The organism is Laedolimicola ammoniilytica (assembly GCF_025567165.1).
GTDB classification, from domain to species: domain Bacteria; phylum Bacillota; class Clostridia; order Lachnospirales; family Lachnospiraceae; genus Laedolimicola; species Laedolimicola ammoniilytica.
On sequence record NZ_JAOQKC010000003.1, the window covers coordinates 15868 to 39620 of the forward strand.

A 23753-nucleotide genomic window follows, 5' to 3' on the forward strand; every position below is an offset into this window, starting at 1 on the left:
CGGAGGTAGAAATTTGGAGGGAAACAGCCATATGAATACAAATGGAGAAGAGCAGGAAGTAAAGAAGAAGAAAAAAATCATTGCTGTATACAATACTCACAACAGTAAGACCGGCATCAAGGATCCGAGAGCCGAGAAGAAGCAGCAGGCAGCCCGCCAGGCACAGAGCCGTCCGGCAGCAGCAAAACCGGCTGCAACGCCCGCAAAGCCTGCGGCAGCACCGACACCGGCTCCGAAGACCGAGGCAGTAAAGCCTGCGGCAGCACCGGCAGCGAAGCCGACCGCAGAGACCGCGAAGCCCGCGGCAGCGCCCCAGAGCCGTCCGGCAGCATTCGAGAACGGAAGCAGACCGGCAGGCCAGGGGAGACCGACACAGAATCGTGACGGCCAGAGAAGAGAGGGCGGCTACCAGAACCGCGATGGTCAGAGAAGAGACGGCCAGAGAAGCGGCGGTTATCAGAACCGCGACGGCCAGAGAAGAGACGGTCAGGGCGGCGGCTACCAGAACCGCGACGGCCAGAGAAGAGACGGTCAGAGCGGCAGCTACCAGAACCGTGACGGCCAGAGAAGAGAGGGCGGCTACCAGAACCGCGACGGCCAGAGAAGAGACGGTGCAGGCGGCGGCTACCAGAGACGTGATGGTCAGGGCGGCGGCTATCAGAATCGTGACGGTCAGAACAGAGGAGGCCAGGGAAGAGACAATCGTCGCTCCTCCATGGATATCCCGGCAGCACCGGTAGAGCTTCGCAAGAATGAGAACCGCAGAGCGGAGAATAAGAATCGCAATGATGATACCAAGAAAGATAAGAACACAAAGTTCAATGATAACTGGAATGGTAAGCCGGGTCAGGGCGGACGTCGTCCGAACCAGGGCAGTAACCGCCCGAATCAGAAGGGCGGTAAGGGAGGTAAAGGCGCTCCTCAGAATCATCAGCCGGCACCCGCACCCAAGAAAGAAGACAATACACCCAAGGTTATTGAAATCCCGGAGATGATCAGCATCCATGATCTGGCGGAGAAGATGAAGATTCAGCCGTCCGTGATCATTAAGAAGCTGTTCCTGGCGGGCAAGATGGTAACTGTAAACTCCGAACTGGACTTCGAGGCAGCCGGCGAGCTGGCCATGGAAATGAACTTTGATCCGGTTCCCGAGGAGAAAGAGGATGTCATCGCGAAGATGCTGGAGGATAGCGAGGATAGAGAAGAGACTCTCGTATCCCGTCCGCCGGTAGTCTGCGTCATGGGTCATGTAGACCATGGTAAGACTTCCCTTCTGGACGCTATCCGTGATACTCATGTCATCGACCGTGAGGCAGGCGGCATCACCCAGCACATCGGCGCTTATGTGGTAACCATCAACGGCCAGAAGATTACCTTCCTGGATACACCGGGACATGAGGCGTTCACCGCCATGCGTATGCGTGGAGCCAACTCTACTGATATTGCCATCCTGGTAGTGGCAGCCGACGACGGTGTAATGCCCCAGACCATCGAGGCCATCAACCATGCCAAGGCCGCAGGCATCGAGATCATCGTTGCCATCAATAAGATCGATAAGCCCAGCGCAAACATTGAGCGCGTAAAGCAGGAGCTGACCGAGTACGAGCTGATCCCCGAGGACTGGGGCGGCAGCACCATCTTCTGCCCGGTATCTGCACATACCCATGAGGGTATCGATAACCTGCTGGAAATGATTCTGCTGACATCCGAGGTTCTGGAGCTGAAAGCCAACCCGAACCGCCGCGCGAGAGGTCTGGTCATCGAGGCAGAGCTTGACAAGGGCAAGGGCCCGGTGGCGACCGTACTGGTACAGAAGGGTACCCTGCATGTGGGCGACCCCATTGCCGTAGGCTCCTGTCACGGTAAAGTCCGCGCCATGATGGATGACAATGGCCGCCGCGTGAAAGAGGCAGGCCCGTCCAAACCGGTAGAGATTCTGGGTCTCAATGACGTGCCGAACGCCGGTGAGATCTTTGTATCCCCGGAGACCGACAAGGAGGCGAGAGCCTTTGCGGAGACCTATGTAAAGGAGAGCAGAGAGAAGCTCATCGAGGATACCAAGCTCAAGATGTCCCTGGACGATCTGTATTCCCAGATTCAGTCCGGCAACTTAAAAGAGCTGAACATCATCGTAAAGGCCGACGTACAGGGTTCGGTAGAGGCTGTAAAGCAGAGTCTCCTGAAGCTTTCCAACGAGGAAGTAGTCGTAAAGATTATCCATGGCGGCGTAGGCGCTATCAACGAGTCCGATGTGAGCCTGGCGGCAGCTTCCAACGCAATTATCATCGGCTTCAACGTGCGTCCTGACGCGACCGCGAAGGAGACTGCGGAGCGCGAAAAGGTAGACCTGCGTCTGTACCGTGTCATTTACGACGCCATCAACGATGTGGAAGCAGCCATGAAGGGCATGCTGGATCCCATCTTCGAGGAGAAGGTGCTGGGTCATGCGGAGGTACGTCAGATCTTCAAGGCTTCCGGCATCGGCAATATCGCAGGTTCCTATGTACTGGACGGTATATTCCAGAGAGGCTGCAAGTGCCGCATCACCCGCGAGGGCGAGCAGATCTTCGATGGCCCGCTGGCTTCCCTGAAGCGTTTCAAGGACGATGTGAAGGAAGTAAAGGCTGGCTACGAGTGCGGTCTGGTCTTCGAGAAGTTCAACGACATCAAGGAGCTGGATATCGTAGAGGCTTACACCATGGTGGAAGTGCCGAGATAGGGTGAAATAATATGAGAAAGAACAGTATTAAGAATACAAGAATCAACGGCGAGGTGCGCCGGGAGCTGAGTAACATCATTTTAAATGAGATCAAGGACCCGCGCATCTGCCCGATGACTTCGGTGGTAGAGGTGGAGGTGGCTCCGGATCTGAAGACCGCAAAGGCCTACATCAGCGTCCTGGGCGACAAGCAGGCCCAGGCAGATACCCTGGCGGGCCTTAAGAGCGCGGAAGGCTATATCCGCCGCGCTCTGGCGAAGTCCATCAACCTCCGTAATACCCCGGAGATCCGCTTTGTCATGGACCAGTCCATCGAGTACGGTGTCCATATGTCAAAGCTCATTGACGACGTAAACCAGGGCAGCAGTAAAGAAGAGGATGAAGAGGATGATCAGGCTTAAGAATGAGCTTGCGAATGTAAAGACCGTGGCGATCAGTGGCCATATCCGTCCGGACGGGGACTGTATCGGTTCCTGTCTGGGCGTGTGGAACTATATTCAGGATAATTATCCGGACATTCAGGCGGACGTATATCTGGAGCAGGTTGTATCCAAGTTCCGTTTCCTGAAGGGAGCGGATCTGGTAAAGACCGACTGCAGCGAGGAGAGGAACTACGACCTGTTCATTTCCCTGGACGCCAGCGACCGGGAACGGCTGGGAGAGGCCGTGAAGTATCTGGATACGGCGAAGCGGAGCGTGTGCGTCGATCATCATATTACGAATCCGGGTTTCGCGGATGAAAACTGGATCGTGGCGGATGCCAGCAGCGCCTCGGAGCTTGCCTGGGAGATTATGGAAGAGGAAAAAATTTCCAAGCACACGGCAGAGGCGCTGTATATGGGTATCGCTCATGACACCGGCGTCTTCCAGTATTCCAATACTTCTCCGAAGACCATGCAGATTGCGGGAAGCCTGATTGCCAAGGGCATCAATTTCAGTCAGATCGTGGATAATACGTTCTATAAGAAGACTTACATCCAGAATCAGATTCTGGGCCGGGCGCTGGTGGAGAGCATTCTTCTGCTGGATGGCCGGATCATCGTGGGCCGTGTCCGTCAGAAGGATATGGAATTCTACGGCGCCAGTCCGGCGGATTTGGATGGCATCGTCAGCCAGCTTCGGGTGACGGATGGCGTGGAGGTGGCGATCTTCCTCTATGAGACAGGCAATCATCAGTATAAGGTCAGCCTTCGTTCCAATGGCCCGGTGGATGTGAGTGCGGTCTGCGCTTATTTCGGCGGCGGCGGCCACGTGAAGGCGGCGGGCTGTACCATGTACGGCACCGTATATGACGTAATCAATAATCTGACGCTGCATATCGAAAAGCAATTAGAGCAATTACAGGATGTATAAGATAGCATGAATGGAGTAATCAACGTCTATAAAGAAGCGGGCTTCACCTCCCACGATGCGGTGGCGAAGCTCCGCGGCATTGTAAAACAGAAAAAGATCGGCCATACGGGAACTCTCGATCCGGATGCGGAGGGAGTTCTTCCTGTATGTCTGGGAAATGCCACAAAGCTCTGCGGACTTCTGACAGAAAAGGAGAAGACGTACAGAGCCGTTCTTTTGCTGGGCCAGACCACCGATACCCAGGATACTTCGGGGAAGGTGCTGACAGAGGCTCCGGTGAATGTGGGCGAGGAGGAGGTGCGGGAGACGATCTTAAGCTTCCTCGGCGACTATGACCAGATCCCGCCCATGTATTCGGCCCTGAAGGTCAATGGCAAGAAGCTTTACGAGCTGGCAAGAGCCGGCAAAGAGGTGGAGCGCCAGGCCAGACGTGTAAGGATTCTGGAGATTCAGATTCAGGAAATCCGACTCCCGGAGGTAGTATTTACCGTGACCTGTAGCAGCGGCACCTATATCCGGACGCTCTGTCAGGACATTGGTGAAAAGCTTGGCTGCGGCGGCTGCATGAAACGTCTGCTGCGGACGAAAGTAGACCGCTTTGAGCTGGCTGACAGTCATAAGCTGTCTGAGCTGGAGGCGCTGATGAAAGCGGGACGCATCGAAGAGGTGCTGCTCCCGGTGGACGACGTCTTTGCGGCCTGCCCGGCGGTACGGGTGAAGCCGGAGAGTGACCGCCTGATTCGAAACGGCAATCCCTTCGGCAAAGAGGATATCGCGGAGGTAACCGGAGAGCGCCCTGCGGAAGGGACGGAGCTGGAGCTCACCTGCGTCCGTGTATACAATTCCGACGGGGAGTTTTGCGGTCTCTACCGCCGGGAACAGGGCGGCAGGCGTTATAAGCCCGAAAAAATGTTTTTGGCATAAATGATAAGATAAAGGATTTACCATGAGATTAATAACCGGAACGACAGAATTTGAGACAACGGAAGCGACAGCCATTTCCCTGGGAAAATTCGATGGGCTGCATATGGGACATCAGCTTCTGGTTAACCGTATTTTAAAAAAGAAGGAAGAGGGGTTAAAAGCCCTGATTTTCACCTTTGATTTCGGAGATCGGCCCATGCTGCTCCTGACGGAGGAGCGGAGAGCCCTTCTGAAAAAATGGGGTGTAGACTGCCTGATAGAGTGTCCTTTTGTGGAATCTCTGGCCCATATGGAGGCCGAGGATTTCGTGCGGGAGATCCTGGCGAAACGGCTGCATGTGAAATACCTGGCCGTGGGTACGGATTTCCATTTTGGCCATAACCGGAAGGGCAGCTACCAGCTGCTGGAAGCCATGCAGGAAGAATGTGGCTTCAAAGTAGAGGTGGTGGAAAAGGCCTGCTATGATGGCGAGGAGATTAGCAGCACCCGGATTCGCCGGGAGCTGGAGCAGGGTCATATGGAGCTGGTGAACCAGCTATTGGGATACAATTTCTCGGTGACCGGCGAGGTGCTTCATGGCCGTCAGATAGGCCGGACCCTGGGACTTCCGACCACCAATCTGCTGCCTGGCCCCGGAAAGCTGCTGCCGCCCAACGGCGTCTACGCCACCCGGACCCGGATCGCGGATGAGATTTTTGAAGGCATCACGAACATCGGCCACAAGCCCACCGTGGGAGCCGAACCCCGCAGAGGCGTGGAGACTTTTCTCTTTGATCTGGATCGGAATCTGTACGGCGACGTCATCACCGTGAATTTCTACGGTTTTGAGCGGCCGGAACGGAAATTTGAATCCCTGGAAGCTCTGAAAGCGCGCATCGAGCAGGATGTGATCTGGGGCAGGGAGTATTTCAGATGAGACTTTTTTATTATCTGATAGCGGCGCCTGCATTATTTTTTCTACGGGTGCTGTTCTGGCCTTTTAAGACCATTTTCCGGTTTGTCGGCTGGTTTCACAGCTGGCGGAAAGCGCGGCGGAGGTTCCGCCGGGCTGACTATGACGACATGGACGGCTGGGAATTTGAGGAATATGTGGGAGAGCTCCTGGCGCGGGACGGCTTCATCCATGTGGAGGTGACCCGGGGTAGCGGCGATCAGGGCGTGGACGTGCTGGCCGAGCGGGACGGAACCTCCTACGCCATCCAGTGCAAGCATTACCAGGGAAAAATCAGCAATAAGGCGGTGCAGGAAGCCTACGCCGGGGCCGAGTTTTACGGCTGCGACGTGCCGGTGGTGGTGACGAACAGCTGGTTTACCCCGTCAGCGAAGGAACTGGCGGACGAGATCGGCGTGGAGCTGTGGGACCGGGACGAGCTGAACCGGCTGGTGCGTCGGACAAAATAAATGCAGGCTATGGTAACACGTTTAGAAATTATTTACTTGACAAATCTTCCCGATTATTATAAGGTGTAATAGGTTCTTAACAAATTTGTAATAATTAGAATAAGAACCATAATAAAGTGAGAGAAAATTAAACTGTGCAGCCGGAGTAACAGACTGGTTACATCACCGGATAATCAATACGGAGGATTGTATGTTTAAAAGATATAAAGCAGGATTTGTGATGGGTGCGATTTTTATGGCGATGGTCGGTATGCAGGTACAGGCTGCGTCCCTGGGAGAAAACCTGGGCGAAGGAATTGCATCCAATTTTGATCAGACTACAGATAGCGAAGAGCAGACCCAGGCCACCGCGGAGGTGGTATGGACCGGCACCCCGCTGGAGGGCTATGTGAATATCGCCATTGCCAGGGTGGACGACAGCCTGAACATCCGCGAGACTGCGGACGGCAACAGCTCCCTGGTGGGCAAGCTTCGCAAAAACGGTGCCTGCGAGGTACTGCATATGGACGGCGAGTGGGCGCATATCAAATCCGGTGAGGTGGAAGGTTATGTGAAGGCCGAGTATCTCTACACCGGACAGGAAGCCATCGACCTGGCCTTTGATCTGGGACAGACTGTGGCAAAGGTGACGACCAGTTCCCTTTACGTGCGGATGGAGCCCAGCACCGAAGCAGACTACTGGACTAAGGTTCCCGAGGGCGAGGAACTGCAGGTCATTGAGGATATGGGTGACTGGATTAAGGTGGACATCGACGGTGAGGATGGCTATGTGGCTGCCGAATATGTGGATGTATCCAGGGAGCTGGATACGGCCCTGACCCTGTCTGAGGCGCTGTACGGCGAGGGTGTTACCGACGTTCGGATCTCCATCTGTGATTTTGCCAAGCAGTATGTGGGCAACCGTTACGTATGGGGCGGCACCAGCCTGACCAAGGGCGCAGACTGCTCCGGCTTTACTATGGCGGTATATCGTAACTTTGGCATCTCCCTGCCCCATTCTTCCAGAGCCCAGGCTAACTGCGGCGCGAAAATCAGTGTCAGCGATGTGAAGCCCGGCGACCTGATCTTCTATGGCAGCGGCAAGCGGATCAACCACGTGGCCATGTACATCGGCGGCGGCCGTGTGGTTCACGCCAGCAACGCCCGCACCGGCATCACCATTTCCAATATGTACTACAGAAGCCCGGTGAGCGCGGCCCGGATTTTACAGGACTGATGAAAATCAACTCTTGACACCATGTAGACCCTATGGTATCCTATTACAGTATGAGTTTTAAATTTGCTGGTATCCGGTTATCGGACACTCCGACCATTGCTTGATACCCAGCGTATAAAAAATATAAGGAGGAAACATCATGATCGCAAAGGACAAGAAGCAGGCTATTATTGCAGAGTACGGTTTAAAAGAGGGAGACACCGGTTCACCGGAGGTACAGGTAGCTATCCTGACCGCACGTATCCAGGAGCTGACCGCTCATCTGCAGGCAAACCCGAAGGATCATCACTCCAGAAGAGGACTTCTGAAGATGGTTGGTCAGAGACGTAACATGCTTGCATACCTGAAGAAGATGGATATCGAGAGATATCGTAGCCTGATTGAGAGATTAGGACTGAGAAAATAAGTTTCCAAAAGGGCGGAGGAATCTCACGGTTCTTTCGCCCGGTTTTTGTGTAACCCATTCACGGTAGGAGAAATGTTCCGAGACCACTGATATACGCAGGAGTCCATCCCGCGCAAATCAGTAGTTTCGGTTTCTCCGTTACTATTCACTGCGTTCATAGTAACCGCTTCGCGATGCACAGAAATTACTTCGTAATTTCGCGCTAAAGCAACTCGGGATTTTGGTAAACCAAAACCCTCGCGGAATAGTGGATGTGGATAGTAGCGAGTCTCCTACCTCTAACCAGACAAGGAGAATATTATGTACAAGAGTTTTTCTATGGAGCTGGCCGGCCGCACTCTGACTGTAGACGTAGGACGAGTGGCAAAGCAGGCAAACGGCGCAGCATTCATGCACTACGGTGACACCACCGTACTTTCCACAGCAACTGCATCCGACAAGCCCCGTGACGGCATCGACTTCTTCCCCTTAAGTGTAGAGTACGAGGAGAAGCTGTATTCCGTAGGCAAGATCCCGGGAGGCTTCAACAAGCGTGAGGGTAAGGCTTCCGAGAACGCCATCCTTACATCCCGTGTTATCGACCGTCCCATGCGTCCGCTGTTCCCGAAGGATTACCGGAACGACGTAACCCTGAACAACCTGGTTCTTTCCGTAGATCCCACCTGCAGCCCGGAGCTGACAGCAATGCTGGGTTCCGCTATCGCTACCGCGATTTCCGATATCCCGTTCGCAGGCCCCTGTGCTATGACACAGATCGGCATGATCGACGGTGAGTTCATCGTAAACCCGGGTCAGGCAGACTATAAGGTATCCGACCTGAAGCTGACCGTAGCTTCCACCAGAGAGAAGGTCATCATGATCGAGGCGGGAGCCAATGAGATCCCCGAGGCAAAGATGATCGAGGCTATCTATAAGGCTCATGAGGTAAACCAGCAGGTTATCGCCTTTATCGACAAGATCGTCGCAGAGTGCGGCAAGGAAAAGCACAGCTACACCAGCTGCGCAGTACCGGAAGAGCTGTTCGCAGCCATCAAGGAGATCGTTCCGCCGGAAGAGATGGAAGAGGCTGTCTTTACAGACGAGAAGCAGAAGCGTGAGGAGAACATCCGCAAGATTACCGAGCGTCTGGAAGAGGCATTTGCAGAGAAAGAAGAGTGGCTGGAGGTTCTGGGTGAAGCTGTATATCAGTACCAGAAGAAGACTGTCCGCAAGATGATCCTGAAGGATCACAAGCGTCCGGACGGTCGTGAGATTACCCAGATTCGTCCGCTGTCCGCAGAGGTTGATATCATCCCGCGTGTACACGGTTCCGCCATGTTCACCAGAGGACAGACTCAGATCTGCAACATCTGTACCCTGGCTCCGCTGTCCGAGGCACAGCGTCTGGATGGCCTGGATGAAAATGAGACAAGCAAGCGTTATATGCATCACTATAACTTCCCGAGCTACTCCGTAGGCGAGACCAAGCCCAGCCGCGGACCGGGACGCCGTGAGATTGGACACGGAGCACTGGCTGAGCGTGCGCTGCTGCCGGTACTGCCGTCTGAGGAAGAGTTCCCCTATGCTATCCGTACTGTATCCGAGACCTTTGAGTCCAACGGTTCCACCTCTATGGCGTCTACCTGTGCTTCCTGTATGTCCCTGATGGCAGCAGGCGTGCCGATTAAGAAGATGGTAGCAGGTATCTCCTGCGGTCTGGTAACAGGCGAGACCGACGACGATTTCGTACTGCTGACCGATATCCAGGGTCTGGAGGACTTCTTCGGCGACATGGACTTCAAGGTAACAGGTACCACCGAGGGAATCACAGCGATCCAGATGGATATCAAGATCCACGGTCTGACCCGTCCTATCGTAGAGGGCGCTATCGCCCGCTGCCGTGAGGCCCGTCTCTTCATCATGGATAACTGTATGAAGCCCTGCATCAGCGAGCCGCGCAAAGAGGTTGGCCAGTATGCACCGAAGATCGTACAGATCCAGATTGATCCGCAGAAGATCGGCGATGTGGTTGGTCAGAGAGGAAAGACCATCAATGCCATCATCGAGCAGACCGGCGTGAAGATCGACATCGACGACAACGGCGCTGTATCCGTATGCGGAACAGACAAGGCTGCTATGGATAAGGCCATCGAGCTGATTCAGACCATCGTAACCGATTTTGAAGAGGGTATGATCCTTACCGGTAAGGTAGTCAGCATCAAAGAGTTCGGCGCATTCCTGGAGTTCGCTCCGGGTAAAGAGGGTATGGTACACATCTCCAAAATCGCAAAGCAGCGTATCAACCATGTAGAGGATGTGCTGACACTGGGCGACGTGGTAAAGGTTATCTGCCTGGGCAAGGACAAGATGGGACGCTTCAGCTTCTCCATTAAGGATCTGCCGGAAAACGCGTAAGGATTTCCGAAAAACAGCATTATGAAATAGAATCTGAAAGCCCGTCGGGAGAAATCCCGGCGGGCTTTTTTGTCGGTAAAAAGTATTCATAGGAAGCTGGCAGCGACAGAAGTTTCAGATGTTCCGTATCTTGCATGGATTCATATAAAAAATATTTGCATTTTTTAGTTACAAATTTATACTTTTTGGTAACTAAAAAGTGATATTTGCACTTTTTAGTTAAAAATCAATTTGTACTTTTCAATTTATCAATTATCTGATACAATACCTATAACATGAGGCAGCGGTATCCGGATGCCGTCGTGGATCCATTTGCATTTTCACTGAGAGAACATAACAATAGAGTATAACAGGAGGAGATAAGGAGTATGTGTGGTATTGTAGGATTTGTGGGAAATCATCAGGCAGCGCCGATTCTGCTGGACGGACTGTCCAAGCTGGAGTACAGAGGATATGATTCCGCGGGACTGGCAGTGCGTGACGGCAGCGGAGAGATAGAAGTGGTCAAGGCTAAGGGACGGTTGAAGATTCTGTCAGAGAAGACCAATGGCGGCCAGGCCCTGGCAGGAGACTGCGGCATCGGCCACACCCGCTGGGCGACCCACGGCGAGCCCTCCGAGAACAACGCCCATCCCCATTGCAGCGACGACGGCAATGTGGTCGGCGTACACAACGGCATCATTGAGAACTATCAGGAGCTGAAAGATAAGCTGCTGCGGAAAGGTTATCAGTTCTATTCCCAGACCGACACCGAGGTGGCGATCAAGCTGGTAGATTATTATTACAAGAAATACCTGGGTACCCCGGTGGATGCCATCAACCATGCCATGGTGCGTATCCGCGGTTCCTATGCGCTGGCTGTGATGTTTAAAGATTATCCGGAGGAGATCTACGTGGCCCGCAAGGACAGCCCGATGATTCTGGGCGTGGAGAATGGCGAGTGCTTCGTGGCCTCCGACGTCCCGGCCATCCTGAAATACACCCGGAACGTCTATTACATCGGCAACCTGGAGCTGGCCCGGCTGCAGAAGGGATCTATCACCTTCTATAACCTGGACGGCGACGAGATCGAAAAAGAGCCGGTGGAGATCAAATGGGATGCCGAAGCAGCTGAGAAGGCCGGTTTTGAGCATTTCATGATGAAAGAGATTCACGAGCAGCCGAAGGCCCTGCAGGACACCCTGAACTCGGTGGTCCGGGACGGTGTGATCGATCTGTCCGAGATGGGACTTTCTGATGAGGAGATTCAGGGCATCAGCCAGATTTACATGGTAGCCTGCGGCTCTGCCTATCATGCAGCCATGTCAGCCCAGTATGTCATCGAAGACCTGGCGAAAATCCCGGTCCGCGTGGAGCTGGCATCCGAATTCCGTTACCGTACCCTGCTGTTGGATAAGAAGGGGCTGGTAGTTCTGGTGAGCCAGTCCGGTGAGACCGCCGACACCCTGGCGGCTCTCCGGGAGGCCAAGAGCATGGGTATCCGCACCCTTGCCATCGTCAATGTGGTCGGCTCCTCCATTGCCCGGGAAGCAGACAACGTCTTCTACACCCTGGCCGGTCCGGAGATCTCTGTGGCCACCACCAAGGCCTACAGCACCCAGCTTCTGGCCTGCGACATCCTGGCTGTCCAGTTCGCGAAGGTACGCGGCGCGATCGATGAAGACCGCTACAAGGGCCTGATTGCGGAAATGGGAACCCTGCCGGAGAAAATCACCCGGATACTTCAGGATAAAGAGCGCCTCCAGTGGTTCGCCTCCAAGCAGGCCGCAGCCCACGACGTCTTCTTTATCGGACGCGGTATCGATTATGCCATCTCCCTGGAGGGCAGCCTGAAGATGAAGGAGATCAGCTACATCCACTCCGAGGCCTACGCTGCGGGCGAGCTGAAGCACGGTACCATCAGCCTCATCGAGGACGGAACTCTGGTCATCGGCATCCTGACTCAAAGCGATCTCTACGAGAAAACCGTCAGCAACATGGTCGAGTGCAAGAGCCGCGGCGCCTACTTGATGGGTCTGACCACCTACGGTCACTACAACATCGAAGACACCGCCGACTTCGTCACCTACATCCCGAAGACCGATGAACACTTCGCGGCCTCCCTGGCCGTGATCCCACTCCAGCTCATCGGATACTACGTATCCGTAGCGAGAGGCCTGGACGTCGATAAGCCCCGGAACCTGGCGAAGAGCGTGACGGTGGAGTAGGAATAAATAAAGTACAGAAACTACATCCTGAACAGGAGAACCGCGATACCTTCTCTCCGGAACGATAGTTGATTTTTTGTAGTGACGAGCAGACTGGCAGCGCCCGAAGGAGCCGCTGTCTGAGGCCCTTTAGGGCCGAGTTTGGCGATCGGGCGCGAATAAGCCGTCTGCGAGAAACAGAAAAATCGACGTGTTCCGGAGAGAAAATATCGCGGTTCTTTGTCTGTATATAGCCTAAATCTTTTTGTACTCCGCCTCCTCCCGGCACAGAAACCCGATTTCCCGGGGAGCGATAGGAAAAGGCAGCGGCAGCTCGATGAGAGAACCGCTATGCAGCTCCGTCTGCACAAATTGTCGGATCACCCCGGCAATGCCGAGCCCTACCCTGGCGAAATCAATGAGCAGATCCATGGAGGTAGTCTCCAGCACATTTTCCGGGAAAAGAGTATGTTCTTTCATATGCGCGTCCAGATACTGCCGGGTCAGATTTTCCCGGTTAAGCAGCATCAGGACGCCATTTTTAATGAAAGAAATAGAATCGTCGTCGGTCAGAACCTTCGGAAAAGGCTGCCCCAGCTGCCGGGCCAGATTGTCGAGATAATCCCGGGTAGTCACAAACGTATCCTGGATCTCCATGACCGGAGAGAAGAGCAGCGTCCCGGTCTCCTCCGGCCGCCCGGTCAGTCCCAGATCCAGCTCTCTGTTTTCCAGCATCTGCAAAGTCTGGTTAGTGGCCTGGCAGGAAATGGTGACCCGCAGGTGCGGATGGGTTTTGATAAAATCCTTAAGCCGGGGCATCAGAACATATTTACAGAGGGTTGAGCTGGCTCCGATGCGCAGCTGCCCTATGCCCAGTTCCCGGCGGAGACGCAGCTGATTTTCCGCATTCTCCAGGGTCTGGAAGGCTGATTTTACATGGGAGAAAAGCAGTTCCCCGTCTTCGGTCAGCTGGACCCCCCGGGAGGATCGGGTAAAGAGAGCCGTGTTCATAGACTGCTCCAGCTTTCGGATAGACTTGCTGACTGCGGGCTGGCTGATAAAGAGTTCGTCGGCGGCGTGAGAAATATTGCCGGTCAGGGCGACCGTGTAGAAAATGCGGTAGAGGGATAGATTCTGGTTCATGATTCAAATCCTTTCTGTAAAAAAGAGAGAAGCCTGACGCTGCAAAGAATTTCGGCAGGAATCATCAGGTTATTCCTAATCCTTTGAAACATAACTTATAGTTATAATAAATATTATTAATATGTATTTTGATTATATCAATAAATGTGCTAGAATACAAGAAGTTGAAAATAAAGACTGCACACCCGAAAGAAAACGATTTTCACAGATGTGCAGAAACTACAGATAAAAGGAGAATAAAATCATGGGAATGACAATGACACAGAAGATCCTCGCAGCCCACGCAGGACTTCCCGAGGTAAAAGCGGGACAGCTCATCGAGGCCGATCTGGATCTGGTTCTGGGAAATGATATCACCACACCGGTGGCTATCCGGGAGATGCAGAAGCTGAATAAGCAGGACGTATTCCATAAGGATAAAATCGCCCTGGTTATGGATCATTTTATCCCGAATAAAGACATCAAATCCGCAGAGAACTGCAAATGCGTCCGTGAATTCGCCTGTCGTCAGGAGGTAACCAACTATTTCGACGTGGGAGAGATGGGTATCGAGCACGCGCTGCTTCCGGAAAAAGGATTGACCGTAGCAGGCGACTGCATCATTGGTGCGGATTCCCATACCTGTACCTACGGAGCCCTGGGCGCATTTTCCACCGGCGTGGGAAGCACCGACATGGCAGCAGGCATGGCCACCGGCAAGGCCTGGTTTAAGGTACCGTCTGCCATCAAATTCAATATCGTAGGCAAGCCCTCCAAATGGGTCAGCGGTAAGGATGTGATCCTCCATATCATCGGCATGATCGGCGTGGACGGAGCCCTTTACAAATCCATGGAGTTCGTGGGCGAGGGTATTCAGAACCTGTCCATGGACGATCGTTTCACCATTGCCAACATGGCCATCGAGGCAGGCGGCAAGAACGGCATCTTCCCGGTAGACGAGAAAGCCATTGCCTATATGAAAGAACATTCCAGGAGAGACTATAAGATCTACGAGGCAGACCCGGACGCAGAGTACGACGAGGAGTATACCATTGATCTGAGCACCTTAAAATCCACCGTATCCTTCCCACATCTGCCGGAGAATACGAAGACCATCGACGAGATCACCGATCCAGTAGAGATCGATCAGGTAGTCATCGGTTCCTGCACCAATGGCCGTATGGACGACCTGCGGGCGGCCGCTGAGATCCTGAAAGGCCGCAAGGTGAAGAAGGGGCTTCGCTGCATCGTGATTCCGGGAACCCAGAAGATTTACATGGACGCCATGGATGAGGGACTCTTAAAGATCTTCATTGAGGCGGGAGCCGTAGTCAGCACACCGACCTGTGGACCCTGCCTGGGCGGATACATGGGTATTCTGGCAGCAGGCGAGCGCTGCGTATCCACCACCAACCGTAACTTCGTAGGCCGTATGGGCCATGTGGATTCTGAGGTATATCTGGCAAGCCCGGCGGTAGCCGCAGCCAGCGCCGTAACCGGCCGCATCAGCGCACCGGCAGAGCTTGGATTATAGGAGGAAGAGAAGATGCAGGCAAAAGGAAAAGTATTTAAATACGGAGACAATGTAGATACAGACGTAATCATTCCCGCCAGATATCTGGCCATTGCAGACCCCAGAGAGCTGGCGGAGCACTGCATGGAGGATATCGACAAGGATTTTGTAAAGAAGGTACAGCCCGGCAATATCATGGTGGCAGGCAAGAACTTCGGCTGCGGCTCATCCCGTGAGCATGCGCCGCTGGTCATCAAGGTGTCCGGCATCTCCTGTGTCATCGCGGAGACCTTCGCGCGTATCTTCTACCGCAACGCCATCAACATCGGCCTTCCGATTATCGAATGCCCGGAGGCGGCTAAAGACATCCAGGACGGCGACGAGGTGGAGGTAGACTTCGACAGCGGTATCATTTACAACCGCACCAATGGCAGGCAGTATCAGGGACAGGCTTTCCCGGAGTTTATGCAGAAGATTATTAAGGCCGAGGGTCTGATTAACTACATTAATCAGAAATAAAGAGAAATCGAGTATCGGGAGCCGCTGCCCATCGGCAGTGCCTTGCGGATATTTCGTGACATAAGGAAAGCATGAGGTTTGAAAATGACAGATTTTCAGAACCTCATGCTTTTTCTGTGACTTCTGTTTTTTTCATTTTATGTCGGCGGTGTAAACAGCGGCAGCTCCGGCGGCGCAAAGGTAAAGGAAAAGAAACAGATGACAATCAGAAGAAGCAGCACATAGACGGCCATAAGCGGCAGACGGAGCCCCGGGCAGCGGACTTCAAAATACCGGGACAGAAAAAAGGTCAGCAGCACACTGAAAATAAAAATCAGAATATCCAGCACCAGAAAATCCCGTCCCAAGAGCCCTGTATAGGTAAAAAAAGAGGACGCGATAAAAAACATGCCGACACAGACGGCCAGGAGCCTGGAGGTCAAAAACTGCCCGGAGGTCTTATACAGCACGATGATTTCAAAAAAGGTATAGAGCAGCACCGGGAAAAACAAAAGCTTCAGATGCTCCCAGACCGATTCATTGACCGGCGAATAGAGAGCGACAAAGGGGTTCTCTCCGCTCCATCCGTAGGTAAAATGCAAGAGCGTACCGACGATCAGCGTAAAAAGAATCCCGGCCGCCAGATTGACGCGTTCGCGGATTTTCATACAAATCCTCCTCCGATAAAATGCCATATTTCAGTTTAGAACAGAAAAGACTCCAAAATGTCTGTCCTATGAAAAATATTTTTGGTTTATTTCACAGGAATTATTCATAAAAAGGATAGTATAGGAAGAAAAATACAAAAACTGTTACAAAATTGTTACAAACGGGTTGACGAACTCCCGCGGCATTTTTATAATAAGGTATATGAACAGACTAAGAGATAGTGCAATCGTGCTGGGATTGGCAGGCATGCTTTTGATGGTGTCCGCCGATACGAAGGATGTGGAAGCGAAAATCTCTTACGAAAGTGAAAGTATTGACAGATCGACAGAGGATGATACCGCCGGGGCGCTTCGGGGAATCGGGACAGAGCTGCTTGGCGCTGTGGCGGAGAACCGTGTAGATTCCGGTCGGATGCGGCAGACTTACGCACAGGCAGACTGGCCGGAGGAAGAGGAGCAGCAGGAGACAGTTTCCGATATAGAAAATGAAGTTGAAGAAATGGAGGAAGAGATAGATCAGACCGTAGTTTTGGAGGAAGAAACAGCAGAGACAGAACCGGTGACAGAAGCCGCCGTAGTGCAGCCGGAACTGGTCGTCCCGGAGAATAGCATTTACGTCATCACCGCGGAGGACTATGACGCCCTCCTGCGCATCGTGGAAGCCGAAGCCTCCGGCGAGGATGAGACAGGCCGTCTGCTGGTGGCCAACGTGGTCCTGAACCGCGTCCGAAGCGCAGCCTTTCCGAATACAGTAAGCGAAGTCGTCTATCAGCGGAAGAACGGCAAAGCCCAGTTCTCACCGGTACACACCGGCAAGATAGCGCGCGTCACCGTCTCTGACGCCACCCACGCCGCCGTAGCCCGGGCTCTGGCCGGCGAGGACGTCTCCGAAGGCGCTCTCTACTTCGTAAACCCCACCCTGGCCGACGCCGGAAACCTTAAGTGGTTCCGAGAGCACCTGACGCTGCTCTTTGCTTACCATGGGCATGAGTTTTATCTCTAAAGCAAAATAAGGATCGAAGAATGCTCCGCCAGACCAAGTTCCGGCGGGGCTTTTTGATTTTCAGATTGCCGCAGACTTATGGCGATTCAGAAATGGAAAAAATGCAGAAACTGATCTATGATACATACAGGGAGAGGAAGACATGAATCGACAGATAACAATCCTGCAAAAACTGGGAGAGGGAACGGAATACACCATCCGACAACTGGCTGTATTATGCGAGACTTCGTATAAAATGATGCAGGACGAGCTATGGGATTTGAACGCAGTTCTGGAAAAGAAGAAATGTCAGACCCGGATAACTATTCAGAGTGGAAAAGGGGTAGCTTTGGAGCAGGCGGACAGGGGAGAAATCGACGCCCTGATTAGGGAGCTTCAGCAGAAGGAAGAACAGCGGGAACAGACAAAAGAATACTGGATCAAAAAAATCGCGTTCCAGCTTCTGTCCGAGGATTACCTGAAGGTAGATACCCTGTGTGAGCAGATGGCGGCGTCCAGAACCTATGTCAATAAATTTCTGACGGAGGCAAAGCAGCGGCTGGAAAAGAAGGATATCCATGTGTGCTCCCGTCCCCATTACGGCCTGTACAGTCAGGGAAGCGAAGAAAATATCAGAAGTTTTCTGTTTGAAGAGTTGGTGCATGAGCCGGAAAAGACGCAGAATGAACTGCTGCTTATCGAGCCTGTGGATCTGCTTCTTCTGAAAGAAGAAATCATGGCGTACATCCACAAATTTGAATTTCGGATGAGCGACGTGAATCTGGAACAGTTTCTGCTGTATAGTACGATTCTGGCAGTCCGGGTCAGGAAAGGAAAAACCGTAGAACAGTCCGGCGTTGAGCCGGAGCATGAGACCGGAGAATACATCTTATCCGAGCGGATCGCGTCATCGGTCGCGAACTTTGCGAACATCGAAATTGGTCGGGAAGAAATTTGGTGGATTCACCGTTTCCTAGTGGGAAAATGTGTGAAAAAAACGGGAAAACCGGAAAAAGAAACCGGAGTGCTGATTGAGTCTGTAATTGAAAAGGCCATCGCGCTGGTAAAAGAAAAATATGGCTTCGACTTTGAAAAAGATATCGAGCTGTACAGCTCTCTTGCCATTCACCTGAAAGCGCTGATGGAGCGGGTCAGCCTTCGGAATTATTCCGTAAATCCCATGCTGGACGAGGTGAAAAGCTATTCCCTTCTGGCCTACGATATGGCGGTGGACATCTCCATCTTAATCAATCGGATGACGGACGCGGTGCTTCCGGATGATGAAATCAGCTACATTGCCATTTATTTCCATCTGGCTATTGAGCGGAAGGGACGGAATCTGAAATATGTCCGGGCGCTGGTGGTCTGCCCCACCGGAAAAGGAATGTCAGAGCTGGTGACTGTGATCCTGAAAAAGCAGTATGGGGAATATCTGTCCGCCATCAAGACCTGTAGCTACTATGAGCTTCCGGGAATGCCTTTTGAGGAATACGATTATATCTTCACCATGGCTCCCTTAAAGCTGGAAGTTCCCCTTCCAGTCATCGAATTCAGCCTGAATGAATCCGTCTGCCGGGCCAGAGAAGTGAAGCTTAAGAGCCTGGGAATCGAGAAAAACACCTATCCGCTGCTTCAGTTTTCTTCGGAAAAATTGTTTTTCGCAGACGTCAGGGCGACGAATAAGCGGGAAGCCCTGGAAGAGATCACGGAGCGTCTGGGAAAGGTGATAAAGCTGTCGGAGGATTTCGTAGAATCCGTGATGCGGAGAGAAAAAATCGTACCCACAGAGCTGGAAAACGGCTTTGCGATTCCCCACCCGCTGGAACGGGGAAAGGCAGAACGTTCCTTCTTTTCCGTGACCGTCCTGATGACGCCTATTGTCTGGGACAAACGAAAAATAAGAATTATATTATTATCCTACATAGAAGGAGATTCTGAAAATCTGGGGCTGTTTTATGACAGCTTCGCGCAGCTGGTATCGAACCGGGAATATACGGCGATGCTGGCGGAAAAACCGACTTACGAATGCCTGACGGACATCGCGCGGCGGATAAGCCGGGAGTTAAATCTATAAATACGTACGTAAACATGCATGTTAGTAACATAAAAACAAAAGCAAACAAACATAAGGAGAGTGTATATGAAGAAGTTTTATAGCTTTATGGAGGAAAAACTGGTTCCCTTTACGAACCGGGTAGCTAGCATTCCGTTCTTAGTCGTTATGAGAAATGCAATGATGTCGCTGGTAGCGTTACTGGTAGTAGGTTCCATTGCGGCCATGATTGCGAAATTGCCGATTGATGCGTTTCAGACAGTGATGGCACCGGTGATTCCCTTATTTACCGCCATCAATCAGGCCACAACCGGCATGATGGGACTGACGGCGGCCATAGCCGTAGGTTATTACGGAGCTACCCAGTATGATGTGGATGTGGTTCCGGCTATGCTGATTTCCACCTGTTCCTTCCTGGCTTCCCAGCTTACGGAGGACGGCCTGAACACTGGAGGTCTGGATTCCAACGGCCTTCTGGCAGCCCTGGTTATCGGCTTTATTTCCGTAAAGGTGATGGCGTTCCTGAAAAAGAAAAATATCGGCGTGAAGATGCCGGCGGGCGTTCCGGAGGCAGTGGCGCAGTCCCTGAATTCTCTGGTCCCGATTACGGTTATGGTTATGGTATTCGCATTCATTTCCCGGGTACTGGGCTTTGAGATTAATGCGTTTCTGATCGGAATCATGCAGCCCTTTGCCAATATCTTCAATACCCTGCCAGGCTATGTGATTTACCATATGGCATGTGCGTTCTGCTTTTTCTGCGGACTGAACTCCTGGATCATTATGGCGCCGATTTTTCCGATTCTGGTATCCAACGGCGCAGCCAATGAGGCAGCTTATCTGGCAGGCGAGACTATTCCATATATCATCACCAACTCCACTGATATCCTGATCTGGGTAGGTGGAACCGGAGCAACCATGGCTTTGGTACTTCTGATGACCTTCCGGGTCAAGAGCGCGGCATACAAGGCGGTGGGAAAAGTATCCCTGCTTCCGGGCATCTTTGAAATCAACGAGCCGGTCATTTTCGGAACCCCGATTTGTATGAACCCGCTGTATTTCATTCCATTTGTTATCCTTCCGGGAATCCTGGCAGGAGCGACCTACGCGCTGATGGACGCAGGCATCGTGGCTATGCCCTGCATTGCCAACCTGACCTGGAGAACACCGCCCATCCTGATTGGCTATCTGATGTCCAACGGACATGTGAGCACCCTGATCTGGGCAATCCTGGTATTTGTCATCACCCTGGTGGTATACTACCCGTTCTTCAAGATTGGCGACAAAATGGAATACGAAAAAGAGTTGGAAGCTGAAAATGAGTAAAAATGAAAAAAGGGTCTGCGGTGGAGAAAGTCGCAGACCCGGAAAAGGAGAGACTGGTTATGGAAAAAATTCATGTATTATTGATGTGTTCCTCTGGAATGTCCTCAACAATTATCAAGGCAAATATGGCAAAGGCAGCTGAAAAAATGGGTATCGATCTGACGGTAGACGCCAAGGCAGAGTCCGCGGTAAACGTGGAGCGTGATATGAATCCGGCGGATATTATCATGCTGGCTCCGCAGGTGCGCTATATCAAGAGCGATATCGAGAAAAAGTCCGGCGGAAAACCGGTGGAGGTCATGAGCATGCGGGACTACGGGCTTGGCAACGGCGAGTCCATTCTGAAGGAAGCGTTAAAAAAATTGGAAAATTAAAAGAAAATTAGAAGGAAAATGTAAATGGAAGGAATGGAATTAACCTGTTTTCAGATCATCAGCGCAGTGGGAAGCGCCCGCTCCTATTATATCGAGGCCATCAAGGAGGCTCGTCATGGAAATATGGAGAAGGCATGGGAACTGATAGAAGCGGGAAGAGAAGATTTCGCGAAGGGCCATGATTATCATCTGGAGCTTTTGCAGAAGGAAGCGGATGGAAAACCCGTGGAGATACGGATGCTGCTGATTCACGCAGAGGATCAACTGATGAGTGCGGAGGATTTCGGAATTCTCGCAAAAGAGTTTGTAGAAATGTATGAGGAAATGCACGGACATGAAGCTGAGTGAGAAATTTATGTGGGGTGGAGCTACGGCAGATTTTCAGTATGAAGGCGGTTTCCAGGAGGGAAACAGAGGCTTAAGCACCCACGATTTTGAGACGGCAGGGGCCTATCAAAGTCCCCGGTATATCACATACCGGATGCCGGACGGCAGTGTAAAAAAGGCCAGAAGCAGCTTCTCAGATCCGGAGGATATTCCGGTGGAAGGAAAGCCCTGTATCTGTGAAGACGCATATTATCCCAGCCATAAAGCGGTGGATTTCTATCACAGATATAAAGAGGATATCGCCCTGATGGCGGAAATGGGGTTCAATACCTATCGTTTCTCCCTGTGCTGGAGCCGTATCTACCCCACCGGCGATGAGCTGGAACCCAATGAAGAGGGACTGCGCTTTTATGAGGCAGTTCTGGATGAACTGGAAAAATATCAGATAGAGCCGATGATTACCTTACACCACGATGAAATACCGGCATATCTGTCGGAAAAATATGACGGCTGGAGCAGCCGCCATGTGATAGATTGCTATCTACGGTATTGTCGGACGGTATTTGAGCGCTTTGGAAAGAGATGTCGCTATTGGCTGACCTTTAATGAAATTAATCAGGCCAGAGGTTATGCGTCCACAGGTACTCACAGGGCCGATAATCAGACCCATTATCAGGCGGTACACCATATGTTTCTGGCCAGTGCGAAGGCGGTCAAACTGGGCCATCAGATGATGCCGGGCAGTAAGTTTGGAGCTATGTACGCAGCCAGTGCCATTTATGCAGCCAGCTGCAGGCCAGAGGATGTATTTTACCAGCTGCAGTGCAGAAGAGACGTTTATTTCTGCATGGATGTGATGGTGCGGGGCTATTATCCGAGTTACACTGAAGCGGTGTTCCTAAGAAAGCAGGTGACGCTGAAGAAAGAGCCCGGGGATGCGGAGATTCTGAAAAATGGAACTTTGGACTTTATTTCTTTTAGTTACTATCGTTCCACCATCACCAACCAGTCTCGAGAGTATAATTTCATCGGTGGCGATCCGAATCCCTATTTGGAGACGACGCCCTGGGGTTGGCCCATCGACCCACTGGGACTCCGCTATGTGTTAAATGAGCTGTACGACCGTTATCAGGTTCCTCTGTTTATCGTAGAAAACGGTATGGGCGCTGTGGATGAACCGGATGCGTCAGGGTATGTGGAGGATGATTACCGGATCGCCTATCTGGAAGCCCATTTCCGCGCCATGATGGACGCTATCCTCATGGACGGCGTGGACTGCTTCGGCTATACCATGTGGGCCCCCATCGATCTGGTATCCCTTTCCACAGGAGAAATGAAGAAGCGCTATGGATTCGTCTATGTGGACATGGACGATCAGGGAAAGGGAAGCCTGGAGAGGCGAAAGAAAAAATCCTTTTCCTGGATGCGGCGGGTGATAGAGACCAACGGGGAATGTCTGGCTCAATGAGAGAAAAAAAAAAAGATAGATAGCATTTTTCATGGTTCCATGGTATGATAATTGCAAATACCATGGAACTATTTTTATATAAAGCGGAGAATCCTGCTTCGAAGGATTTTTCCTGGGGATTTTATTGCCACATGCAGAAGCGGAAAGACCCATGATTATGATATTGTGGAGGGGCCTATGGCAAATGATACAATCTGGAACTATGTAAATGATTTCCTTTCGGGACGTATTAACAGAAAACAGTTCTGGGCGCTGGCAGAATTTAAATATCCAACGCATCAGATTAGTTTTCACACATTGTCTGTGTTGGATTGTCTGAAGTTTGTAAGAAGTGAGGTCGTTTATGGGTGAGAAAGAGCGGAATGATTATTTTTATGTCTGTGCGCTGATTGAGTATATTGCAAGAGAGACGCGGAATCATCGGGGCGATATTGTCAGGACGATTGGGAAAAAGGGAATAGAAAAATTGCTGTGCGATGCGGAGGTAAATCATTGTCTGAGCTTTGAACAGGTCAGCGATGAGGTGATTTCCTATTATAAGATAACCCGGGGAGAATTTGATACAATATCCGGCTGTCGATATTCTGTGCCGAGTTTTCTCGATATCGGGAAGCTCTACAGTATTATGATAGAGGACTGTGCGGAAAAGGGAAAAGAAGTAGAGGAGTTGATAAAAATCTTTACTTCTTTTATCAGCGACGCCATATCAGATTTTAATTCGGATCTGTATTACCAGAATCCGGATTATCTGGAATGGTCCTATCGAGAGGGGCATCTGCTGGATTAAAAAACAGGGGTTGACAATAACAGCGACATTTGCTAT

The 23753-nt window shown here is 51.9% G+C and carries 21 protein-coding genes and 1 pseudogene; 20 read left to right on the forward strand and 2 right to left on the reverse strand.

Translation table 11 applies throughout. The annotated features are described in order from the left end of the window. The first annotated feature begins 31 nt into the window (after positions 1 to 31). From infB to glmS, 10 genes are all read left to right on the forward strand, one after another. On the forward strand, positions 32 to 2719 hold the full coding sequence (gene infB, locus OCV63_RS02640) for a translation initiation factor IF-2 (RefSeq protein ID WP_158361878.1): 2688 nt from the start codon (positions 32 to 34) through the stop codon (positions 2717 to 2719). An 11-nt stretch (positions 2720 to 2730) separates the two neighbouring features. Continuing rightward, positions 2731 to 3120, forward strand: coding sequence for a 30S ribosome-binding factor RbfA (gene rbfA / locus OCV63_RS02645; protein WP_158361879.1), 390 nt, complete (start codon positions 2731 to 2733; stop codon positions 3118 to 3120). Next, positions 3107 to 4072 (forward strand): DHH family phosphoesterase, encoded by a 966-nt coding sequence (locus tag OCV63_RS02650; RefSeq protein WP_158361880.1) that lies wholly within the window; start codon positions 3107 to 3109, stop codon positions 4070 to 4072. Before rbfA ends, OCV63_RS02650 begins: the two co-directional genes overlap by 14 nt. Before the next feature lie 6 nt (positions 4073 to 4078). Further along, positions 4079 to 4996, forward strand: a complete 918-nt coding sequence (truB, locus tag OCV63_RS02655) for a tRNA pseudouridine(55) synthase TruB (RefSeq protein WP_158361881.1) — start codon at positions 4079 to 4081, stop codon at positions 4994 to 4996. Between the two features lie 22 nt (positions 4997 to 5018). Then, a complete protein-coding gene (locus OCV63_RS02660; protein ID WP_158361882.1) occupies positions 5019 to 5912 on the forward strand; it encodes a bifunctional riboflavin kinase/FAD synthetase in 894 nt (297 codons plus the stop codon). Next, positions 5909 to 6397 (forward strand): restriction endonuclease, encoded by a 489-nt coding sequence (locus tag OCV63_RS02665; protein ID WP_158361883.1) that lies wholly within the window; start codon positions 5909 to 5911, stop codon positions 6395 to 6397. Before OCV63_RS02660 ends, OCV63_RS02665 begins: the two co-directional genes overlap by 4 nt. A gap of 190 nt (positions 6398 to 6587) precedes the next feature. Then, positions 6588 to 7613: a C40 family peptidase gene (locus tag OCV63_RS02670; protein WP_158361884.1), complete on the forward strand. Its 1026-nt coding sequence runs from the start codon at positions 6588 to 6590 to the stop codon at positions 7611 to 7613. 139 nt (positions 7614 to 7752) lie between these two features. Beyond that, a complete protein-coding gene (rpsO, locus tag OCV63_RS02675; protein WP_158361885.1) occupies positions 7753 to 8019 on the forward strand; it encodes a 30S ribosomal protein S15 in 267 nt (88 codons plus the stop codon). 300 nt (positions 8020 to 8319) lie between these two features. Further along, entirely contained in the window at positions 8320 to 10413 is a 2094-nt protein-coding gene (locus tag OCV63_RS02680) for a polyribonucleotide nucleotidyltransferase (protein ID WP_158361886.1), read from the forward strand. A 368-nt stretch (positions 10414 to 10781) separates the two neighbouring features. Next, the gene (gene glmS, locus OCV63_RS02685) at positions 10782 to 12620 is read left to right on the forward strand and encodes a glutamine--fructose-6-phosphate transaminase (isomerizing) (RefSeq protein WP_158361887.1); all 1839 of its coding nucleotides are present in this window, start codon (positions 10782 to 10784) and stop codon (positions 12618 to 12620) included. A gap of 234 nt (positions 12621 to 12854) precedes the next feature. On the opposite strand, the gene OCV63_RS02690 is transcribed toward glmS, so the two are convergent. Continuing rightward, on the reverse strand, positions 12855 to 13742 hold the full coding sequence (locus tag OCV63_RS02690; protein ID WP_158361888.1) for a LysR family transcriptional regulator: 888 nt from the start codon (positions 13740 to 13742) through the stop codon (positions 12855 to 12857). A 244-nt stretch (positions 13743 to 13986) separates the two neighbouring features. Between OCV63_RS02690 and leuC the strand changes: the two genes are divergently transcribed. Then, positions 13987 to 15255 (forward strand): 3-isopropylmalate dehydratase large subunit, encoded by a 1269-nt coding sequence (gene leuC, locus OCV63_RS02695; protein ID WP_158361889.1) that lies wholly within the window; start codon positions 13987 to 13989, stop codon positions 15253 to 15255. A 12-nt stretch (positions 15256 to 15267) separates the two neighbouring features. Then, entirely contained in the window at positions 15268 to 15753 is a 486-nt protein-coding gene (gene leuD / locus OCV63_RS02700; protein ID WP_158361890.1) for a 3-isopropylmalate dehydratase small subunit, read from the forward strand. A gap of 137 nt (positions 15754 to 15890) precedes the next feature. Here the strand turns inward: leuD and OCV63_RS02705 are convergent, their stop codons facing one another. Beyond that, positions 15891 to 16400: a DUF6512 family protein gene (locus OCV63_RS02705; protein ID WP_158361891.1), complete on the reverse strand. Its 510-nt coding sequence runs from the start codon at positions 16398 to 16400 to the stop codon at positions 15891 to 15893. A gap of 202 nt (positions 16401 to 16602) precedes the next feature. Here OCV63_RS02705 and OCV63_RS02710 point away from each other — a divergent pair, with 202 nt between their 5' ends. The 8 genes and pseudogenes from OCV63_RS02710 to OCV63_RS02745 all read left to right on the forward strand — a co-directional run bounded on the left by OCV63_RS02710 (position 16603) and on the right by OCV63_RS02745 (position 23717). After that, a complete protein-coding gene (locus OCV63_RS02710) occupies positions 16603 to 17403 on the forward strand; it encodes a cell wall hydrolase (protein WP_158361892.1) in 801 nt (266 codons plus the stop codon). 142 nt (positions 17404 to 17545) lie between these two features. After that, positions 17546 to 19456 (forward strand): BglG family transcription antiterminator, encoded by a 1911-nt coding sequence (locus OCV63_RS02715; protein ID WP_158361893.1) that lies wholly within the window; start codon positions 17546 to 17548, stop codon positions 19454 to 19456. A gap of 66 nt (positions 19457 to 19522) precedes the next feature. After that, positions 19523 to 20761 carry a PTS sugar transporter subunit IIC gene (locus tag OCV63_RS02720; RefSeq protein WP_158361894.1) on the forward strand — a complete coding sequence of 413 codons (1239 nt, stop codon included), beginning with the start codon at positions 19523 to 19525 and terminating at the stop codon, positions 20759 to 20761. Between the two features lie 59 nt (positions 20762 to 20820). Next, the gene (locus OCV63_RS02725; RefSeq protein WP_262670610.1) at positions 20821 to 21135 is read left to right on the forward strand and encodes a PTS sugar transporter subunit IIB; all 315 of its coding nucleotides are present in this window, start codon (positions 20821 to 20823) and stop codon (positions 21133 to 21135) included. A 24-nt stretch (positions 21136 to 21159) separates the two neighbouring features. Next, a complete protein-coding gene (locus OCV63_RS02730; RefSeq protein WP_158361896.1) occupies positions 21160 to 21483 on the forward strand; it encodes a PTS lactose/cellobiose transporter subunit IIA in 324 nt (107 codons plus the stop codon). Continuing rightward, complete coding sequence (locus tag OCV63_RS02735) at positions 21470 to 22930, forward strand: glycoside hydrolase family 1 protein (RefSeq protein ID WP_158361897.1); 1461 nt, start codon at positions 21470 to 21472, stop codon at positions 22928 to 22930. Before OCV63_RS02730 ends, OCV63_RS02735 begins: the two co-directional genes overlap by 14 nt. 117 nt (positions 22931 to 23047) lie before the next feature. After that, a pseudogene (locus tag OCV63_RS02740) lies at positions 23048 to 23281 on the forward strand (DUF3990 domain-containing protein); the annotation flags it as partial. After that, positions 23274 to 23717, forward strand: coding sequence for a hypothetical protein (locus tag OCV63_RS02745; protein WP_158361898.1), 444 nt, complete (start codon positions 23274 to 23276; stop codon positions 23715 to 23717). The pseudogene OCV63_RS02740 and the gene OCV63_RS02745, both read left to right, overlap by 8 nt. Positions 23718 to 23753 lie beyond the last annotated feature (36 nt).

Excerpts from the sequence above, each read along its gene's own strand:
- infB (WP_158361878.1), top strand. The coding sequence starts at position 32 with ATGAATACAAATGGAGAAGAGCAGGAAGTAAAGAAGAAGAAAAAAATC.
- rbfA (WP_158361879.1), top strand. The coding sequence starts at position 2,731 with ATGAGAAAGAACAGTATTAAGAATACAAGAATCAACGGCGAGGTGCGC.
- OCV63_RS02650 (WP_158361880.1), top strand. The coding sequence starts at position 3,107 with ATGATCAGGCTTAAGAATGAGCTTGCGAATGTAAAGACCGTGGCGATC.
- truB (WP_158361881.1), top strand. The coding sequence starts at position 4,079 with ATGAATGGAGTAATCAACGTCTATAAAGAAGCGGGCTTCACCTCCCAC.
- OCV63_RS02660 (WP_158361882.1), top strand. The coding sequence starts at position 5,019 with ATGAGATTAATAACCGGAACGACAGAATTTGAGACAACGGAAGCGACA.
- OCV63_RS02665 (WP_158361883.1), top strand. The coding sequence starts at position 5,909 with ATGAGACTTTTTTATTATCTGATAGCGGCGCCTGCATTATTTTTTCTA.
- OCV63_RS02670 (WP_158361884.1), top strand. The coding sequence starts at position 6,588 with ATGTTTAAAAGATATAAAGCAGGATTTGTGATGGGTGCGATTTTTATG.
- rpsO (WP_158361885.1), top strand. The coding sequence starts at position 7,753 with ATGATCGCAAAGGACAAGAAGCAGGCTATTATTGCAGAGTACGGTTTA.
- OCV63_RS02680 (WP_158361886.1), top strand. The coding sequence starts at position 8,320 with ATGTACAAGAGTTTTTCTATGGAGCTGGCCGGCCGCACTCTGACTGTA.
- glmS (WP_158361887.1), top strand. The coding sequence starts at position 10,782 with ATGTGTGGTATTGTAGGATTTGTGGGAAATCATCAGGCAGCGCCGATT.
- OCV63_RS02690 (WP_158361888.1), bottom strand. The coding sequence starts at position 13,742 with ATGAACCAGAATCTATCCCTCTACCGCATTTTCTACACGGTCGCCCTG.
- leuC (WP_158361889.1), top strand. The coding sequence starts at position 13,987 with ATGGGAATGACAATGACACAGAAGATCCTCGCAGCCCACGCAGGACTT.
- leuD (WP_158361890.1), top strand. The coding sequence starts at position 15,268 with ATGCAGGCAAAAGGAAAAGTATTTAAATACGGAGACAATGTAGATACA.
- OCV63_RS02705 (WP_158361891.1), bottom strand. The coding sequence starts at position 16,400 with ATGAAAATCCGCGAACGCGTCAATCTGGCGGCCGGGATTCTTTTTACG.
- OCV63_RS02710 (WP_158361892.1), top strand. The coding sequence starts at position 16,603 with ATGAACAGACTAAGAGATAGTGCAATCGTGCTGGGATTGGCAGGCATG.
- OCV63_RS02715 (WP_158361893.1), top strand. The coding sequence starts at position 17,546 with ATGAATCGACAGATAACAATCCTGCAAAAACTGGGAGAGGGAACGGAA.
- OCV63_RS02720 (WP_158361894.1), top strand. The coding sequence starts at position 19,523 with ATGAAGAAGTTTTATAGCTTTATGGAGGAAAAACTGGTTCCCTTTACG.
- OCV63_RS02725 (WP_262670610.1), top strand. The coding sequence starts at position 20,821 with ATGGAAAAAATTCATGTATTATTGATGTGTTCCTCTGGAATGTCCTCA.
- OCV63_RS02730 (WP_158361896.1), top strand. The coding sequence starts at position 21,160 with ATGGAAGGAATGGAATTAACCTGTTTTCAGATCATCAGCGCAGTGGGA.
- OCV63_RS02735 (WP_158361897.1), top strand. The coding sequence starts at position 21,470 with ATGAAGCTGAGTGAGAAATTTATGTGGGGTGGAGCTACGGCAGATTTT.
- OCV63_RS02745 (WP_158361898.1), top strand. The coding sequence starts at position 23,274 with ATGGGTGAGAAAGAGCGGAATGATTATTTTTATGTCTGTGCGCTGATT.